Here is a 17443-nt window from a genome sequence, read left to right as displayed (position 1 = left end):
GCATAGTATGGATAAGAGGACGAACTGAAGGAGTAAATTAACTTATCCAAAACAGAAGGACTCTTCGTAAATTCAATAGCGTAACTTCCTACTATTCCGCTAAAAAATGAAAATAGTAAAAAGGCATCTTGCTACTACAAGTTATTCTTTAAAGACTTTTAGCAAAACCTGTGCTCTTGTCCACGTATCCCATATTCTTATAAAATCGATGCGCATTCACTCTTTCCGGTCGGTTCCCACTATTAACGCTCATTCCAATAGCACCTAGGCTTTTGGCCCAATTCTCTGCTTGCTCAACCAGACTTTTTCCTATCCCTTCATTACGATAACGCGAATCCACAACAAGAGCAACAATCCGGACATAGACCCCATCTAATTGATAGTAGAAACTTTTAATTAATCCGATCATGCCTACAACTTCTCCATTTATCGAAGCTACGAAGGTGTGATAATCTGGATTTAATTCGATATGTCGAAATCGTAGATTCATACTTTCGATGGTGGTTGGGTATCCAAGCTGTTCCATCAACGAAGCTAATGCTGGTATATCATGTATATTTGCTTTTCGAATTTCCACGGTCATCTCTCCTCTATCACAATTGAAATTTTTCTTTAATGATTGTCGCGGTTTCAGCTGCACTTAGCTGATTATTATTTATTTTTATGTAGTTTTCCTTTTGAATTTCCCCTTCAATGGAATTTAATCGATGATTTTTTAATGTTTCTATTAGATCTGCCTCGGATCTTTCAATATTCCGTTTTGAAGGTTTATGCTCAAGGCGATTAGCTGTTTTGTTCCGCTCCATCCTATTTTCGAACTCAGCTTCTAATTCAACGTAATACACAATCCCACCTTTTGCTTCAAAAATACGGCTAATTTTCTCAACATACTCCCAGTCAGATTGCAAATCAAAGGCCCATACAAACGTGAAGATTAAACCATCTAAATTGCTTTTTGACACCTCTTCAAAGATCTCCTCGCGAAAAAGAGAGACTAACCTTTTCCCCTCTTTAGTACTGTAATCAAAAAAATGATTAACCAAATCGATCGTCATATGATTATGAAAAAGCTTCAATTCTGTCAGCTTCGCTAATTCCTGTCCGACTGTCATTTTGCCAACTGCCTGAGGTCCAAATATTAAAACAAATTTCATATGCCCACTCCTCGTCATGCTAGATTTTGTGTTCTACATTAGTTCGATTTTTATAGGAAAAGTTCCTTCTTTGAAACAATTTAAATATTTTTTAGAAGCAACTGCTACATATTTCCCACAGATGTTTTTCACGTCATTCCTTAGATGATTCGGAGTGATGAGGTCGACAGAGTGGAATATGTTCTTTGAGAAAAATTTTAAAAAAACGAAAAGGACAATCCTGGTTTTCCTTAGTTTAACTAGGAAATATGCTCAAGACTGTCCCTTTCATTACATATTCAACTCTAACCATTCATTTGATTCAATAAAGCCAAACTTCTTATATACAGGCTTGCCCATCTTTGAAGCTCCAAGCCATATTCTTGTTACCCCTAATTGTTTTGCTTCCTCAACTAGTTTGTCTAATAATTGCGTGGCAATTCCTTGTCCACGATAGTTTTCATTCTTGTACATATTACAAATATAGCCCTTTTTTCCACTTCTGTTCGTATAAGAAGGTGGAAAGTCATAAAATACTATTGCCCCACACGCTACGATATTTTGCTCGTCCTCAACCAGCCACTGAATGAGCGATCCATCACTCAATTTATGACGAAAAAATTCACGAAGCTCCATATCAATGTCTATTGTTGGTTCTATTCCCTCGTCCAACAATTGCCTTTTCCTTAAATCCATTAATTGTACAATGTCATCTATACTGGCTTTACGATACTTCAACAACTTTTCACTCTCCTAATCATTTGACAGCTTTCCAAATTGTCCATCTATCTTTTTCTACAATAGTATTTTCATTCGGGATTTGTCCATCGATAAAATTGATCAAGCTCTCTAATTCGATATCATTTAATTCATGTAAAATGCTTCGCCCTGTTCTATCCCTTAAATCTTCAAGCAATTTCGTTTTATGAGCATAAACTTTCCTTGTTTCCCACAATTTAAATTCTTGAATTTCTCGAAAACCACTGTCCCTTAACATCTCCCTGACTTTTTTGATTTGATGCCTGCGGTTAGTCTCCTTTTCTATTAACTTAGGAAACTGTTCAAAAAAATAGCCACGAATATGACTGGCATCCCCTTTTAACAAACAGTCTTCAGGAGTACGATCTTGGATAATTAGATAACCATTATTCTTTAATAATCGATATGCTTCTTCAAAGCACCCTGATAAATCATCTAAATGATGGATCAAAGCTCTTTCAAGCAAAAAATCAAAATGGTTACTCTCTAATCCAGTCTGTAGGGCATTGCCCTTCTTAAAAGAAATATTATGATAATCCTTGCAGTTTTCTCTTGCACCTGCCAGAATTGCCTCAGAGTAATCAACAGCCGTAACAGAAGTTACCCCCAAATCCGCTAGAGCCTTTGAATATATCCCACCACCGCATCCTATATCTAATGCAGAGGTAAGCTGCTTGATTGGGACCAGTTTCTTAATCGTATTAATCCATGAAGTATCTGCATTTCTCGTAGTATAAGTATGGCTATTTTTCAAATTGTGAAAATCCATCCCCACATTACATCCCTCGTTTCACAATTATCAGCTTCACTTCTCCTATAATTTTAAATCCATTAGTTTAATAAGAAAATATTAAAGTAATTATAAAACTAAATAAGTATTACTTATGACGTTTCAAACGAACGTAAGCAGGCTACTTCAACTTCCTAATCGGTACGTCAAAGATAAGCAATAGGGATATAATCACTACAAAAGAAATCAGCCATGCCCATAATGGCCGAGTTTGATGAATTCTAAGTGAAACAAAAGTAACAATATAAAAAAGGACCGTCCATGGCATATTCCATCCATTATGATGGGAGAGTCCTTCCCAGACATTTAACGCAAGAAGCTCAAAAATAGAGAAGACGAAAACCCATGATAATATATATAATGCTTGGATGAGTTTATTTTTATCTTCAGGATAATGACCTAAGAAAATTAACACTTTTACAGGGAAACTGACAAACTCAATGGCAATGGATATCAAGGTATGGTTTGGCAAAATGGCTTTGTCAAATGATGTATGAAACTGCCACATTGAATAATTGTATAACAAGAAATTATACAGTAAGTCCCCTACAATGAAGAAAAGAATCGTTGAGTAATACTTCTGCCAATTCCTCCAATCTCCCCATTTCCAACCTGCTAACAGATATCCAAGCAATAAGAGCGTATGCACAGTTTCACTTCCTATAATAATTACTTATGGCTATCATTTCCTTTTAATGGAATTAAATACACACGAAAAAAACGTGAACAAACCCTATAGATTTGCTTACGTACAAATATTCAAAGTACTTTCTTTCACAGTCAATTTTCATATATTCCTGAAACACACATACTTCTCTTTAAATTCAAAATAGCTCATTTTATAGGTTCAAAATGCTTTACTTTACTTAAACGATGGCAAACCATAAATAACAAAAAGTAGATCGGGAATGAGTAGAATTTATTCCAATGAATCGCCACATAGAAACCTAACCATTTAAACAAAGGTTCTCCAATGAAACTCCCTACGCTGGCAAAAAACAATCCCTTCCAATAAGCTTTCATGTCTGGCTTGTATTGTATTAAAAACATAACAAACACAGGTAAAATACAAAAATCCCATGGCATATAGGAGGGAATAGTCGGAACAACTTTCCCAGTATAGTACCATAATCCACATACAACCCCTAAAAAATCCAACCAAGACGCAAAGATAATGACGAATAAACCTACAAATAATAGTCGATTAGTACTTTCTTTTTTCCTAAATTGGATGAATAATATCCATGGGAGCAAAGTAAGCGCCAATGAAAGCCAAAAATCCCAATGCAAAAACGTATTTTCAATCCAATAATCCAGATATTCGTTATTGGCATGATGCACTTTTTCGTATATATCACCAACGATTTTAATTTTCTTATCATTTTCCAAAGTAACCAATCCTTTTTTCATAGTATTATAAAAAGGTTGGCAATATATTTATTGGCTTCATAAAAATGGACGCGATATCATATAAGAATCGCGTCCAGAAAAATGATGACTTATGCAAAACGATAATATATTAACAAAAATGTTGCTAGAACAAAGATGAAGTTTAAGAATACAAAAATGAATTGATCCAGCTTTGTTTTGTGCATTTTAATAGGTGGGTTGTAAAAAGAAACCCCTTCAATAATGAAGATTATGAGTACAATATGAATCATGAAATGGCCGACTACTTCTGTCATTCCAAAAAGCATTGTTGTTAATATAAAAATACACGTAACAACAAATCCTAGTACACGATTTAGAATTCCAACGACGAGTAAGTACCCGACTACAAACTCAATGAATGCGGCCATAACTAGAAATAGGGCTGGTTCAAAACCGAAGGTAGGGACATGATGGTTCGCAATGATATCTAATGCCATGCCCGGATACACCCATTTTTCAACAGCTACCCAGCAAAGTGATAGACCTGTTCCTAAATATAGGAATGGGAATCCAATATGCTCTAATCTAGTATGTCCAACTAATAAAACCCCGATAATTGCTACATAAAATCCGTAATCTAACATATGAAATACGCCTTGATCAATCGTTACGTAAATAAATAATCCAAGTAAAATAGCAGAGCCTAATTTCGTTGCTATATGATGTGGAATCAGTAATAATCCAATAACAACCCAAGTTAATACGACAACTAATGTATTGTGAATATGGAACTCAGGTGCAAAAAGTGTTCCATTTGTAATTTGTATCATCAATGCAACAGCTGTACCGTATTTTAGTAAATGGCGAGAGTACTTTCGTAAACTGGAAAGACGGTCCTCCATTTTTTTAACCGGACCCCATTCAGTCATTCTAGGAATAATTAGTGTTAAGGCTGCTAGTACAATCGCCGCAAGCAGAGCAAGACCCATAAATTCTGGTGATAAAATATGTTCGATTGTCTCTTTTTGAGGTGTTACTGTCGTGAACCACTTTACATGAGCTTGCGTTAAAAATGGCGTCATTACAAGTCCTAAAATTAATAATAGTTGATAAAACTTTTTCATCTTGAATCCCCCTTGGTGAAGTTAACACGATGTATATAGTGATAATATACATGATCAAGCTGTAGGTTTCTTGACCTATTCTTGAACATTTTGTGAAATTATTCACATTAAGTGCTAAGTTTGATTTCATTTCAATCAATTACTCGACAAACTCGCTATTCTTATTTTGTCTTTATAGGAGGGATCATATTCCGTTGCAACAAAGAATTAGATACTTATTAGGTCAATCGCTTTGTTTTCATTTATGGACGGCACAGGTAATTCAGGTGTATTATGTGGAGTTTCTGATGGGAGGCTTCTTGACATAGAGTACTTGTACCAGAAACAATTTACTTTCAAACAGATGAATACAATTCAAGATATAATGGATTCCACCTTATCAGAATCAACATGTTTTAAACTAAAAAAGACAAAGAACCCTCATATATTATTGTGGGCTCTTTGTGTAATTAAGACCATTCATTTGTTTTATCCGATTGATATTGTTTCAACAATGGAGCACGTAAACTTTCTGATAAAGCCTCAATTGCTAATACTTTTTCTAGCTTTGCTTTATTGAATCGCTCGAAGAATTTCACTTCATTTACTAAGGCGACAGACACTTGGTGTGGATCTGATTCAAGTAGAACTAAATCATCATTCGAGGAAACCATCCCCTCTTTCAACACTCTGAAAAGAAATCCAGTATAGCCAGTGTCTCTCATACGAACAACCATGTCTGGTACTTCATATTTTGCTGCAAGCTTATAGCAAGGATTTCGAGGTTCGGACACTTGAATAATTGCTTCCCCAAAAGAAAAAATATCTCCAATGTGAGCATTATCTTCTTTGAGTCCTTCTACGGTTAAATTCTCACCAAATAAAGCTGTCTCACTAAATGGATGGACAATCTCTTGCCAATAAGGATAATAATCATACGGATATAAGCATAAGGCTTTATCTTCACCACCATGATGTTCATATGCTTGTTCGTCGCTCATTAGGCCGGTTTTACTCAAGAAAATAGGTTTGGCGACAGATTGCTTTCTAATCGCAGATTCGAATGTTCTTTTACCATACGTGAGCGTTTCGATCTTCCCGACATTAAGAGACTTAACTTGATACCTCATTACTACCACTCCCCTTTTTCAACATATCATCAGACCTTTTATCTCTAGATTATTTCAATTCTAGATTTTCTCCTGCATACTTGATAGCATCTATTACATTCTGATTTAGGATTGAATCATATAGCAATATGTGTATATTTGTATTGTCACGATAATCATGTGTTTTGAGAATTAACTCACTCAAAATGTTTCTCAACTTCGGTGTGATGGTTTGATACAGTTCAAATAGCACGGCATTTTTACTTGCTTTGGCAATCGCTAAGTGAAATTGAATATCGGCATCAATATATTCAGAGTAATTTCCTTCTTGTAGCTCTCGATTTCTTTTGTCCAAGTATCCTTTCATTTCGAAAAGATCTTCGTTTGTTCGCCTCTGAACAGCCAGTCGTACAACTTCCAAGTCAAGCATTCTTCTTACTTCATATATATCTTCTATTTTCGCTTCATTCATTTTTTGCTCAAAATTACTTTTGGAAGACAGATGGTTTGAACGAAGGTATGTACCGTCCCCTTGTCTTACTTCAAGTACCCCAGCATAGACCAAAATTTTAATGACTTCTCGCAAGGTTGACCTGCCAACGCCTAATTCTTCCATCAACTTTGACTCTGTTGGAATTTTATCGTCCACTTGAAATTTTCCTGAAAACAAATACTGCTTTAATTGTTCTAACACTTCATCTACAAGCTTTCGCTTCTGAACCTTTGATAAGGATCGATTATCCTCAAAATTCATCTGATCATCTCCTATTTATATTTTAAATGAAAGGATCTCTATTTGTAATAACTTTGAAACATAAAAAGAGCATTAATCCTATTCGATTAACGCTCGGACTTAGGTTATATGTAATTAGCACCAAGTGCCGTCTACAAGTCTAATTCTATCCCCAAAATGAATATGCCAATGCATATGCTTATTACTTTGATATTCTCCTATATTAGTAGATACAGTGCATGCACCATATTTTTCATTCATCTGATTAGCAACCTGTTGAATGACTGAAAACACATCTATCATTACATGCTGATTATCTGGATTGATATCTAGCATGGATGGAATGTGCTTTTTAGGTATTACGACAACATGTACATCATAAAAAGGACGTGTATGATAAAAAGCAAGTGCATGTTCTGTTTCAAGTACTTTCTCTACTTTCGTGTTCCCACTTAAAACTTCGTCACAATAGAAATCTTGTACTCCATTGGCCATTTATGACAGCTCCTATTCTCTTAATAAGTTCGCACCGGTGAAATAAGTTGAAGAAAATTTGGATTCCCAATAGGTTCAATTATTACTGGTCTCATCGAACCACCGAAGCTTAATTGAATCTCTTCTTCCTTTATTGCTTTTAAGGCATCGATTAAAAATCTTCCATCAAATGAAATACTTAAGTCCTGTTGACCACTGACTACTTTGAGATTTTGTAGTTCTTCTATTTTTCCGACTTCAGTTGAATTTGAAGAGATTCTCAATTTCTTTCCCTCTTCAATTTTGATATTTACCCGATTATTTTTCCCTTCTGTTGCAAATAAACTTGCCCGATCGACCCCTTTTAAGAGTTGGGCAGTTCCGATTGTAATAACTGTTTTTGTATCTTTCGGTATCAATCCTATAACATTTGGATAAATTCCTTCAATTAATCTCGAGTAAAGAATGAGACTGTTTGTTTTAAAAATGATATAACATTCAGTTATATAAATATGTATGTGACCTGACTCATTTTGCATGATTTTAGAGAGCTCGTTCAAACTCGTACCTGGAACTATATACGAGCCTTCTAGAGTCGCTTCAATAGGAAGTTTCCTTATCGCTAATCGATGAGAATTGGTTCCGGCACACGTTAATTGTTTTTCTTGGAACAACAGATTTAGTCCTGTAAGGACAGGCTTAGTTTCATTTCTAGAGACAGCGAAAGTAGTTTGTTTAATTAATTCTATAAGTTCAGAGCTCGGGATCTTTGCAGAAGCAACTTCATCCATTCTTGGAAGTTTAGGATATTCATCAGCATAAAACCCATTTAACGTGGTCACAATACCATCCGACTTTATCGTAACTAGTTTCTTATCATTGATTTTCACATGAACATCATCCGGTAACTTTTTCACAATTTCGATCAAAAATCTTGCTGAAACAACTACACTTCCTGTCTCAAAGATTTCGAGTACTTTTTCATTATTAATCATCATAGGAATATTCGTTTCAATGAAAATATCTGAATTACTTCCTACCAGAGTTAAATTCTCTTCACTTGCGATTAATTGAATGCCTGTCAAAATTGGTATCGTTGTTTTCAAGCTAATTGCCCTACTAACATCTGAAATTGCCTTGTAAAAACAATCTCTCTTCACCCAGAACTCCACAAACTTCCACTCCTAAATTTTGTCCTATTTATCTATTTCGACAAATTCTACAGAAATACCTTTCTACAAAGAAAATGAAAAAAGCATTAGACCTTTTATGGTTAATGCTCTCAGCAACTAATTACACACTTGAATTTTTCCGTATAAAAAAACTATCCTTCACTTTGAAGAATAGCATTGTCTTTACACCACTTTATGTAGAATATATTGCTCTCCTATCCTACCCATGACTCTTATTCCCTTATCGACAAAACCACTTACTTTATAGAGATGCTGCGCAACAGTATTTTGGTGATTGACTGCTAAAATGATTTCATTACTAGTAGGAAAATGGCTCTTTATAAAGGAATCTAAAATTGATAAAGATCTCTTGGCAATACCTTTTCCTTGGAATTTAGAATTAATGGAATAGGCTCTTAACAATATCGCATCCCTATTGTCACTATATGCCTTGACACCTTCCCAACCATGCAATACAAAAAATCCCGCTGGTTTTCCATTTGATAAAATGACAATTGGGTACCTCGTTTTATCTATTTCACATGCCAAAATAGCTTGTGATGGCAACGACGTAAACCTTATCTGCTCCTCAGCCAAATCATAATCACTTAATATCGACTCATATTTTCCCGAATAAAAATCTAATGTAACGGTATTAACACTTTGGTTTTTCTCCATCTTAATTCTCCATTAATTATTTTTAAATGTATCATTTTACGTTCACTTAGTATGAAAAAAAGCTAGAAGATTCAATTCTTATTCAACCTAATTTTTGTACAGTATCGTGACAGAAACAAGTTGCTACGTGATCATTGACCATTCCCGTCGCCTGCATAAAGGCATAGCAAATCGTCGAACCGACAAACTTAAATCCTCTCTTTTTTAAGTCCTTACTCATTTTATCGCTTATCTCAGTTGATGCAGGTACCTCTTTTAACTCCTGAAAGTTGTTTTGTATTGGCTTTCCATCTACAAAGGACCATATGTAGGCACTGAATGAGCCGAATTCCTCGACCACTTTAAAAAAGGCGTTTGCATTTGTAACAACAGCATTCACCTTTAGCTTATTTCGAACGATGCCTTCATTTTGTAGAAGTTCTGCTATCTTTTTCTCGTCATACTTAACAATTTTCTCAGGAATAAATCCATCAAAGGCTTTGCGATAATTCTCCCGTTTTTTAAGAATTGTGTACCAGCTTAATCCCGCTTGAGCCCCCTCTAAATTTAGATATTCAAAGAGGAGACGGTCGTCATACACTGGTACTCCCCATTCGTGATCATGGTAGTTAATATACAGCTCATCTTGATTTACCCATCCGCATCGATTCATAAAAATTTCATTCTCCTTCAATTGATTAAATAGTATGATTTTTGACTCAATTACTTCTTACAAAAGTAGCAATATTTTTCTTTCCCCACTCGTACATCAAAAGGACGATCGGCATTAGACTTTCACCTAACTCAGTTAGCGAATATTCAACTCTTGAGGGGACTTCTGGATAAACTTTTCGACTGACAATTCCATCTTCCTCTAATTCTCGTATTTGTGCTGTTAGAACTTTATGAGTGATTTTCGGAAATAATCTTTTAATCTCACTGAATCTTAATGTTCCATCTCTACCTAAATAATAGATGATCGTGATTTTCCATTTCCCGTTTATAAGAGATAAGGTGAACTCCTTTTCACAATTAAATTCACCATTCTCGATTTTCTTTTTTATTTCTTTCCTTAAATCTCCCATTCGAATTGTCTCCTTCCCAAAATATCTCAAAAGTATCCTTAAAGTAACCTTCTCACAAAAAAGTGCGTTCTTCCAGAAAAAAGAATTGTTTTATAGAATAAGATTGTACAGATAATTCTGAATTATAAATAATTCACTTATCTGATATTAATATGTAGATTGGAGGAAAGCAAAATGTCAGGAAACAGAGCAGTCGTTTACAAAGGTACTGGTCGTGTGGCAATTGAAGATATCAGCTATCCCGACTTGATTTTACGAGACGGACCTGGTGTAAACCCATTAAATGTCGGTCGTAAATGCGACCACGGTGTCATTCTCAAAGTTGTCACTACAAATATTTGCGGTAGCGACCAACACATGGTGCGCGGGCGTACAACTGCCCCGGAAGGTCTCGTTCTCGGTCACGAAATCACTGGTGAAGTCATCGAAGTTGGACGTGACGTTGAGTTTATTAAGAAGGGTGATCTCGTATCTGTACCGTTTAACATTGCATGTGGACGTTGTCGTAGCTGTAAAGAACGCAATACTCATATTTGCGAAAATGTAAATCCAGATCGTCCTGGCTCAGCTTATGGTTATGTCGACATGGGCGGTTGGGTCGGTGGACAATCCGAATACGTTATGGTCCCCTATGCAGATTTTCAATTACTTAAATTTCCTGATAAAGATCAAGCACTTGAAAAAATTCTTGATTTAACTATGCTTTCTGATATTTTCCCAACTGGTTACCATGGTGCTGTAAGTGCAGGAGTAAAGCCTGGTGCAACAGTATATGTTGCGGGTGCTGGACCTGTTGGTTTAGCGGCTGCTCATTCTGCTCAACTTTTAGGTGCTTCCGTTGTTATTGTCGGTGATTTAAATAGCGAGCGTCTTGCGCAAGCGAAGAGTTTCGGCTGCGAGACAGTAAATCTAAGGGAACATACAAATCTTGGTGAGCAGATTGAACAAATTTTAGGCGTACCTGAAGTTGACTGCGCAGTTGATTGTGTAGGATTCGAAGCCCATGGACATGGTGCTAGCGCTGGAGAAGCTCCTGCCACTGTATTGAACTCGATTATGGAAGTCACTCGCGCCGGTGGTCGTCTAGGCATTCCTGGTCTTTACGTTACTGGTGACCCAGGTGCTGTTGATGAGGATGCAAAAATTGGAACCTTGAAGGTTCGCCTAGGTCTAGGATGGGCAAAAGCGCATACTTTTGTCACTGGTCAAACACCAGTTATGCAATATCATCGCGACCTAATGAAAGCCATTTTAAGCGGAAAAGCACAAATTGCCAAAGCTGTAAATGCTACACTCATTCCATTAGATCAAGCCCCTGCTGCTTATGCTGAATTTGATCAGGGAGCTTCTAAGAAGTTCGTAATTGACCCCCATGGGTTAGTTAGAAAATAAGATTCATCGAAATGAAAGCGCTTAAAAAACGGCTGTTTTAACAACCCTCTAACACTATTAAACTATGAGCCAGGCAACTATAGTCTGGCTTTTAGTATGCAAGATTATTCTATTCATCGAGTACAATTACTTCCTTAGCTTCAACGACTCTAGAGTCCTTACTATGAGTAATGTTTTTTGAATGCATCAGTAGAACTCTGACCGTTGCCTCCTCTTTAATTTCGTCTAATACCAAACTTTCCCCTGTTTCACTCCTAAAGCTTGTCTTATCGGACAATTTAACCTTACATCCGTAGCCAATATCCTCAATAGCTTTACTCTTAATCGTTGCTTCATCCGTACAGTCAACCAAAAAGTAGTCTCCTTCAACCTCATATACCACTCCTTCAAATGTCTTAGTACATCCCGACAAAAGTATGACCACAACGATTATGAAAATTAGTTTTTTACCCAATAACCGACGCTCCCCTATTTGAATTTTTTTAGGATGCAATAAAAAAATATGTACATCACACAGATGAAATTGTGTATAATTTTTCCAATGATGTTTTAGAGGAGGTTTGCCGATTTTGCAAAGAAACGGTTCGCAATACTACGACAAAGAAGAATTCTTTCATAATTTCACTTTAAAGAGAGCATCAAAAGAAAACCCAAATGACACAATTGAAAAACCAATTTTCATTGACCTTGTTGGAGATGTATCACATTTAAACATTCTTGATATAGGGAGCGGTGACGGAAAGTTTGGAATCGATCTGATGAATGCTGGATGTAAAAGCTATTCTGGCATTGAAGGTTCAATTAATATGCATCATACAGCAGTTAAAAATCTACAAACATATAAAAATATAAACTTAGTACATTCAACTATTGAGAATTGGGAGTTTCCTAAAAATCACTTTGACATGGTCATTTCAAGACTAGTAATTCATTATATTCAGGACATTGAAGCCTTATTTAGAAATATATATGACACTTTAACTGATGGTGGAAGATTCATCTTTTCTATTGAACATCCCGTTATTACTTCCACTTTGCAAACAAATGGGCAAAGAACAAATTGGCTCGTTGATAATTACTTCGTTTCTGGGATTCGGGAACAGGAGTGGCTTGGTTCTACAGTCTATAAATACCACAAAACGATTGAAGATTATTTTCAAGCACTCAAATCTGCTGGGTTTAAGATTGAATCTTTAAGAGAATCACTACCTAAGAGAGAGCATTTTGAAAAGGAAGAGACATACTTAAGACGATTAAGAATACCATTATTTTTATTCCTTGCTGCTACTAAATAATCTCACTTTTGTTTGGCATGAATGAGGACGGCTCTAAATTCTCGCTTTCTATCACAATGGCGGTTAAAGCTGTATCTGTTTTCGTTTCATGCCATTCACCCTTTGTCCAAAACACAGCATCCCCTGGCTCAACCATTATGTACTCTTCGCTTTCTCCACGAACAAATCCTTCACCAGAAATAATTAGAAGAAGCTGTGGCGTGGTTGCTTGATGATAGCCGATAATCCCATCTTTCTCTAGATACATAGCTCCAATGTGAACACCACTTTCAGTGCGAATCACACGAGACATGACAAAATCCGAATTGTATTGACTAATCTTTTTTCCACTATCCTTGGCAAATCTATAAATCTCCATTTGAACCTCCGAAAATTGAAAGTAGTAATAACTTCGCTAGTTTTTGCTGTTATTCCTTCATTCATAGTAATAAATAATCTCGAGAAGCATTAATGCTTCTCGAGATACTTAGAGGACTTCTTTATCAGCAACAGCTCTCCATAAGATAAGCCCTTCTCAACCAACTCTGTTGTTTCCCACCGGATTGATAACTCCAAAATAAACAATATCTTCAAAACGATCGATTTTGAAGACATGTTCTTTTAACATGCCTTCATATGTCATTCCACACTTCTCCATAATCTTTCCAGATGCAGGATTTGATTTGAAATGTCGTGCATAGACACGATGAAAATTCTTTTCTTTAAAAACAAATTCTATCATCGCTTGCGCTGCCTCTGTCCCGTAGCCATTCCCCCAATACTTTTCTCCAATCCAATATGCCAGTTCTCCATTTTTATGCTGCTTATGATTTGAAATCGCAACGGCACCATATAACTGTCCACTATTCTTATCTGTTATAGCAAGCTCATACATACGATCTAGGTCAAAGTTTTGCTCGTGGTTAGCAATCCACGACAGCGCACAATCTAGAGTATATGGATATGGTAGAGTCAAAGTACTTTTGAAAATGTTATAGTTATTACACATAGCGGTTACATTTTCTGCATCCGATTCACTAAATAAACGGAGTAGCAATCTATCCGTTTCGATAGTCTTATTTCTATAAATCATTATTTACACCCCTAACAACGCACTAATTTCTCATTAAATTCAGTTTCCAAACTCCGTCCCTTACTTTTTCAAAAGTTATTAAATAATCTACCTCTCGATAAGATAAGACCTTCCCAGACTGCTCATTTGGCTTGCCCATGGACTTTACAATCTCATCTTTAGTCGTTGTTAGCTCCACTCCAACAATATAAATCGAACCCAGTTCATCCTCTGATAAGGTAAAACGTTGATTCTCCACCGTATAAACATATGTTTGAATATCTTCATGGTCATAATGCTCATCTGGCTCTCCCCATACTTCTTTTACTTCATCTAAAATAAGCGTTTTGTCTAAGATTAATGGGGTTCCAATTAACGTGCCATTTTTTAAGGTAGCAATCGTTTCGCTGTTCAAATCGAAAAGATTATTTTTTTCAGTTTCCTGTTCGTTTGTACATCCAATAAGGAAAGCAAATAATAGAATGACTAGGATTACTTTTTTCAAAAAACAATCCCCAAGTCTCATGATTCTTTGGCAATCGTTTCAACAAGAGGCTTCAACCAGTCATCCAAATTCGTAAATTGAAATCCTTTATTAGCTGCGTTTTCGTTTGACATATACCATGAGGTTGGAACAGCATAAGGTGAAATAATTTCATCATTTCCCACAAGCGCAATTCTTGCAGTTTTACCCGTTGCTTCTTCAATCATTTTTATTAAATTGGCTAATGAGATTCTCCCATTTGCTGTGGCATTAAAAGGTCCTTCTATTTCTGTTATACCAGCCCATTTCAAAAATTGTGCTACTTCTGTTGCTTGGATAAAGGACATTTCGGCATCCATATTTACAAAACCAATTGGTTCTCCCTTTGCGATTCGTTCCACATGAAGATGTAACCGGCGCGAATAATCATCCTCTCCTAATACAATCGGAATTCGAACAGCTACGACTGGGAATTGGGCATACTTAAAGTACACAGCCTCCGCTTGCCGCTTTCCTTCCCCATATGTAAAATCTTCTTTGTTTCCCAGGCGAATTTCATAATGATATGGGTCAAAATCAGTCTCATATTTCTCTTTTCCATCCGCTCCATAAACTGATAATGTGGAGGTTAATACAAGCTTGCCAATTTTCCCATTAAAAAGTTCACAAAAATCATATGCTTCATTTGGAGAAAAGCAAATGTTATCATAAACAATATCAAATGTACGTCCTTCTACCTTCCTAGCAAAATCCGTTTGATCGGAACGATCTGCAATGATATGTTCGACTTTATCACCGAATGGATTTCCAGATTGACCACGTGTTAATATCGTTACGTTATGTCCCTCTTCAAGCAGCAAATCTACCAATTTTCGTCCAAAAAAACGTGTCCCACCAAGCACAAGAATATTTTTCATTATTCGACTCTCCCTTATTTCCATATTCGTTTAAATGTAGTTTGATAATTTTGATATTTTAAGAGATAAACATCTGGATTGCTGAGCTTTTTCCAATCATTAAAACTGAATTCTTGATGAAAATGTTTTAAAAGTAAGGCCATCAAATTACCATGGGTAACAATAGCAACATTGTCCGGAGTACTTTGAACAACTTCTTCTATCACTTCGACTATACGATTCATCGCTTCGTGACTTGATTCTCCACCATCGAATTTCAAATCAAAATCCTCAAATGTTTCTTGTAGTTTTTCATACCAATCTGGGAGATTCTTAGAACTTAACACACGCTCCGTTAACCTGTCCTCGAGTTCTATATCCAGTTTTAATCTCTCAGCCAGTGGCTGTATCGACTGTACTGCTCGCTTATATGGGCTCGAAATAATCCTTTCAACCCTCTTTTCTACGAAAAAGTTATCTAAATCATTAGCTTGTTTGATTCCTGTTTCAGTAAGCGTTGCTTCAAAGGCTTGCCCGTCAGCTTCACAATGTCTTATTAGATAAATGTACTTCATTCAATCACTCCAATATCAAACATGGACTCCGCATTTTGGATACTCTCTTTTAAATATATCGGAGAATTTGAATGATTATAAATCTCTTCAGTCGTTAACCACAGTACTTCCTCAACCTCATCGGGACTCTTTACGCATGCATCCCCAGATTCATAGCTACACAAAAAGACAATATTAATCACAGGTTCGCCTACCTCTGTATTAAAAGATGTGCTATGTACATACTTTAATTTATTCACATTCACTCCGACCTCTTCAAAAATTTCCCGTTTTAAAGTTCGTTCTAATATCTCAGAACTATTACCCTCGATTTCTACCGTTCCTCCAACTAGAGAGAGCAGCCCACCAGCATGTTTTTCTTTTTTGCTTCTTTCAATAATAAGCCATTTGTCATTTTTCCTTATCGCACCCTCAACATTCACTAAGAACAAACGACTTCCTCCCTTAATTTCTTCATAGTTTACGATATTCCTGCTAAAAAAATGCGATTCTATTAAATCTAGAAACGCATCATTACCATTGATTTAGCCACTCATCAACAATTTGAAAATAGTCTTCATTTTTCCATAAGAGCAATGTATGTAATTCATCAGTTATAAATGATAAATCTTGAAACAAGCAATCTGCGATAAAATAGGCCAAGCGAGAATATCCAAAAGTCTCGCCACCGTTGATAGAGAACCATTCTTTATATATATGGGTGAATTCTTTTCCACTTCGTAACTCATTCGCAAAGCTACTAATGATGTCTTGTTTATGTTTTTTCGCAAATGTAAACCACTCATCTCCCTCGAGACTATACGAAAAATAAATAGACTCGCTTAAATTGGGATAAATTTGTTTCGAAAAATGTGTGGCAGCCCCCTCTTGCAATAACCAGGTATACGGGTGTTCCCAGCGAACTTTTTTCCAATCCATTCCCTCCTGATTGGTGATAAGATTATGGGCAACATGACCAAATTCATGAGCGACAATCACCTGTAAAGGCTCTGCTTCAAAGGTTAATCGCTCCATCGCAAAAGTTATATCCGGAATTATTTTTCTATTTGCATATGCATTGGAACCATATGCTCCGATGATAAGATTAATGTCTATTGGAAATTCCAACTGATACTTCTCATGATAAATCTGAGCAGTATTTTCGATTATAATTCCGATATTTTGATAGACTTTTTGTATAGAGTGCCAATCATAAGAATATCTTTCTATTGCCTTATTTAGTCTTTCCTCCGTATTTGTACAGTGATACAAAAAATAGAATTCAAATATGTTGCCATAGTTTATATGGTATTCTCTTAACCGTTCAAGTGTTGGTTGTTTTGGAAAAGACTCGTATGTGTCAATGATATTCAAAATTTCATCCC

Annotated in this window: 24 protein-coding genes; 2 read left to right on the top strand and 22 right to left on the bottom strand. The window is 36.0% G+C overall.

What is annotated here, in order from left to right; all coding sequences use genetic code 11:
* Positions 1-148 precede the first annotated feature (148 nt).
* From FAR12_RS03935 to FAR12_RS03870, 14 genes are all read right to left on the bottom strand, one after another.
* Positions 149-583 (bottom strand): GNAT family N-acetyltransferase, encoded by a 435-nt coding sequence (locus tag FAR12_RS03935; protein WP_246010287.1) that lies wholly within the window; start codon positions 581-583, stop codon positions 149-151.
* Positions 584-593: 10 nt separating this feature from the next.
* Entirely contained in the window at positions 594-1154 is a 561-nt protein-coding gene (locus FAR12_RS03930) for an AAA family ATPase (protein ID WP_126406523.1), read from the bottom strand.
* A 270-nt stretch (positions 1155-1424) separates the two neighbouring features.
* Positions 1425-1871 (bottom strand): GNAT family N-acetyltransferase, encoded by a 447-nt coding sequence (locus FAR12_RS03925; protein WP_126406520.1) that lies wholly within the window; start codon positions 1869-1871, stop codon positions 1425-1427.
* A gap of 19 nt (positions 1872-1890) precedes the next feature.
* Positions 1891-2667, bottom strand: a complete 777-nt coding sequence (locus tag FAR12_RS03920; RefSeq protein WP_126406517.1) for a class I SAM-dependent methyltransferase — start codon at positions 2665-2667, stop codon at positions 1891-1893.
* A 136-nt stretch (positions 2668-2803) separates the two neighbouring features.
* Positions 2804-3331: a CBO0543 family protein gene (locus FAR12_RS03915; RefSeq protein ID WP_246010286.1), complete on the bottom strand. Its 528-nt coding sequence runs from the start codon at positions 3329-3331 to the stop codon at positions 2804-2806.
* 185 nt (positions 3332-3516) lie between these two features.
* Positions 3517-4092: a CBO0543 family protein gene (locus tag FAR12_RS03910; protein WP_170972075.1), complete on the bottom strand. Its 576-nt coding sequence runs from the start codon at positions 4090-4092 to the stop codon at positions 3517-3519.
* Between the two features lie 89 nt (positions 4093-4181).
* Positions 4182-5177 (bottom strand): hypothetical protein, encoded by a 996-nt coding sequence (locus FAR12_RS03905; protein ID WP_126406509.1) that lies wholly within the window; start codon positions 5175-5177, stop codon positions 4182-4184.
* Between the two features lie 449 nt (positions 5178-5626).
* The gene (locus FAR12_RS03900) at positions 5627-6286 is read right to left on the bottom strand and encodes an MOSC domain-containing protein (protein ID WP_126406506.1); all 660 of its coding nucleotides are present in this window, start codon (positions 6284-6286) and stop codon (positions 5627-5629) included.
* A gap of 49 nt (positions 6287-6335) precedes the next feature.
* Positions 6336-7019 carry a FadR/GntR family transcriptional regulator gene (locus FAR12_RS03895; RefSeq protein ID WP_126406503.1) on the bottom strand — a complete coding sequence of 228 codons (684 nt, stop codon included), beginning with the start codon at positions 7017-7019 and terminating at the stop codon, positions 6336-6338.
* Between the two features lie 114 nt (positions 7020-7133).
* Positions 7134-7493, bottom strand: a complete 360-nt coding sequence (locus FAR12_RS03890; RefSeq protein ID WP_126406501.1) for an HIT family protein — start codon at positions 7491-7493, stop codon at positions 7134-7136.
* Between the two features lie 20 nt (positions 7494-7513).
* Positions 7514-8644 (bottom strand): DNA polymerase III subunit beta, encoded by a 1131-nt coding sequence (gene dnaN / locus FAR12_RS03885; RefSeq protein WP_126406498.1) that lies wholly within the window; start codon positions 8642-8644, stop codon positions 7514-7516.
* Between the two features lie 183 nt (positions 8645-8827).
* Positions 8828-9322: a GNAT family N-acetyltransferase gene (locus FAR12_RS03880; protein ID WP_126406495.1), complete on the bottom strand. Its 495-nt coding sequence runs from the start codon at positions 9320-9322 to the stop codon at positions 8828-8830.
* Positions 9323-9404: 82 nt separating this feature from the next.
* Positions 9405-9974, bottom strand: a complete 570-nt coding sequence (locus FAR12_RS03875; protein ID WP_126406492.1) for a DNA-3-methyladenine glycosylase I — start codon at positions 9972-9974, stop codon at positions 9405-9407.
* Positions 9975-10020: 46 nt separating this feature from the next.
* Complete coding sequence (locus tag FAR12_RS03870; RefSeq protein WP_126406489.1) at positions 10021-10386, bottom strand: winged helix-turn-helix transcriptional regulator; 366 nt, start codon at positions 10384-10386, stop codon at positions 10021-10023.
* A gap of 174 nt (positions 10387-10560) precedes the next feature.
* On the opposite strand from FAR12_RS03870, the gene fdhA reads away from it, so the two are divergent.
* Positions 10561-11778: a formaldehyde dehydrogenase, glutathione-independent gene (gene fdhA, locus FAR12_RS03865; RefSeq protein WP_126406487.1), complete on the top strand. Its 1218-nt coding sequence runs from the start codon at positions 10561-10563 to the stop codon at positions 11776-11778.
* A gap of 109 nt (positions 11779-11887) precedes the next feature.
* On the opposite strand, the gene FAR12_RS03860 is transcribed toward fdhA, so the two are convergent.
* Positions 11888-12130, bottom strand: a complete 243-nt coding sequence (locus FAR12_RS03860) for a hypothetical protein (RefSeq protein WP_126406484.1) — start codon at positions 12128-12130, stop codon at positions 11888-11890.
* Positions 12131-12347: 217 nt separating this feature from the next.
* Here FAR12_RS03860 and FAR12_RS03855 point away from each other — a divergent pair, with 217 nt between their 5' ends.
* Positions 12348-13073 carry a class I SAM-dependent methyltransferase gene (locus FAR12_RS03855; protein WP_126406481.1) on the top strand — a complete coding sequence of 242 codons (726 nt, stop codon included), beginning with the start codon at positions 12348-12350 and terminating at the stop codon, positions 13071-13073.
* Here FAR12_RS03855 and FAR12_RS03850 read toward each other — a convergent pair.
* From FAR12_RS03850 to FAR12_RS03820, 7 genes are all read right to left on the bottom strand, one after another.
* Positions 13066-13431: a cupin domain-containing protein gene (locus tag FAR12_RS03850; protein ID WP_126406478.1), complete on the bottom strand. Its 366-nt coding sequence runs from the start codon at positions 13429-13431 to the stop codon at positions 13066-13068. The two genes, FAR12_RS03855 and FAR12_RS03850, sit on opposite strands and share 8 nt — an antisense overlap.
* A 156-nt stretch (positions 13432-13587) precedes the next feature.
* A complete protein-coding gene (locus tag FAR12_RS03845) occupies positions 13588-14145 on the bottom strand; it encodes a GNAT family N-acetyltransferase (protein ID WP_126406475.1) in 558 nt (185 codons plus the stop codon).
* Positions 14146-14167: 22 nt separating this feature from the next.
* Positions 14168-14629, bottom strand: a complete 462-nt coding sequence (locus FAR12_RS03840) for a hypothetical protein (protein ID WP_126406473.1) — start codon at positions 14627-14629, stop codon at positions 14168-14170.
* A gap of 17 nt (positions 14630-14646) precedes the next feature.
* A complete protein-coding gene (locus tag FAR12_RS03835; RefSeq protein WP_126406471.1) occupies positions 14647-15525 on the bottom strand; it encodes an NAD-dependent epimerase/dehydratase family protein in 879 nt (292 codons plus the stop codon).
* A 14-nt stretch (positions 15526-15539) separates the two neighbouring features.
* Positions 15540-16079, bottom strand: a complete 540-nt coding sequence (locus FAR12_RS03830; protein WP_126406468.1) for a histidine phosphatase family protein — start codon at positions 16077-16079, stop codon at positions 15540-15542.
* Positions 16076-16510, bottom strand: coding sequence for an NUDIX hydrolase (locus FAR12_RS03825; protein ID WP_126406465.1), 435 nt, complete (start codon positions 16508-16510; stop codon positions 16076-16078). Before FAR12_RS03825 ends, FAR12_RS03830 begins: the two co-directional genes overlap by 4 nt.
* Positions 16511-16592: 82 nt before the next feature.
* Complete coding sequence (locus FAR12_RS03820) at positions 16593-17432, bottom strand: hypothetical protein (RefSeq protein WP_126406462.1); 840 nt, start codon at positions 17430-17432, stop codon at positions 16593-16595.
* Positions 17433-17443 lie beyond the last annotated feature (11 nt).

This window comes from Bacillus yapensis (assembly GCF_005280205.1).
In the GTDB taxonomy this organism is placed as follows: domain Bacteria; phylum Bacillota; class Bacilli; order Bacillales; family Cytobacillaceae; genus Robertmurraya; species Robertmurraya yapensis.
The sequence above is the reverse complement of the archived record's forward strand: the minus strand, read 5'-3'. Positions and strand labels throughout refer to the sequence as shown.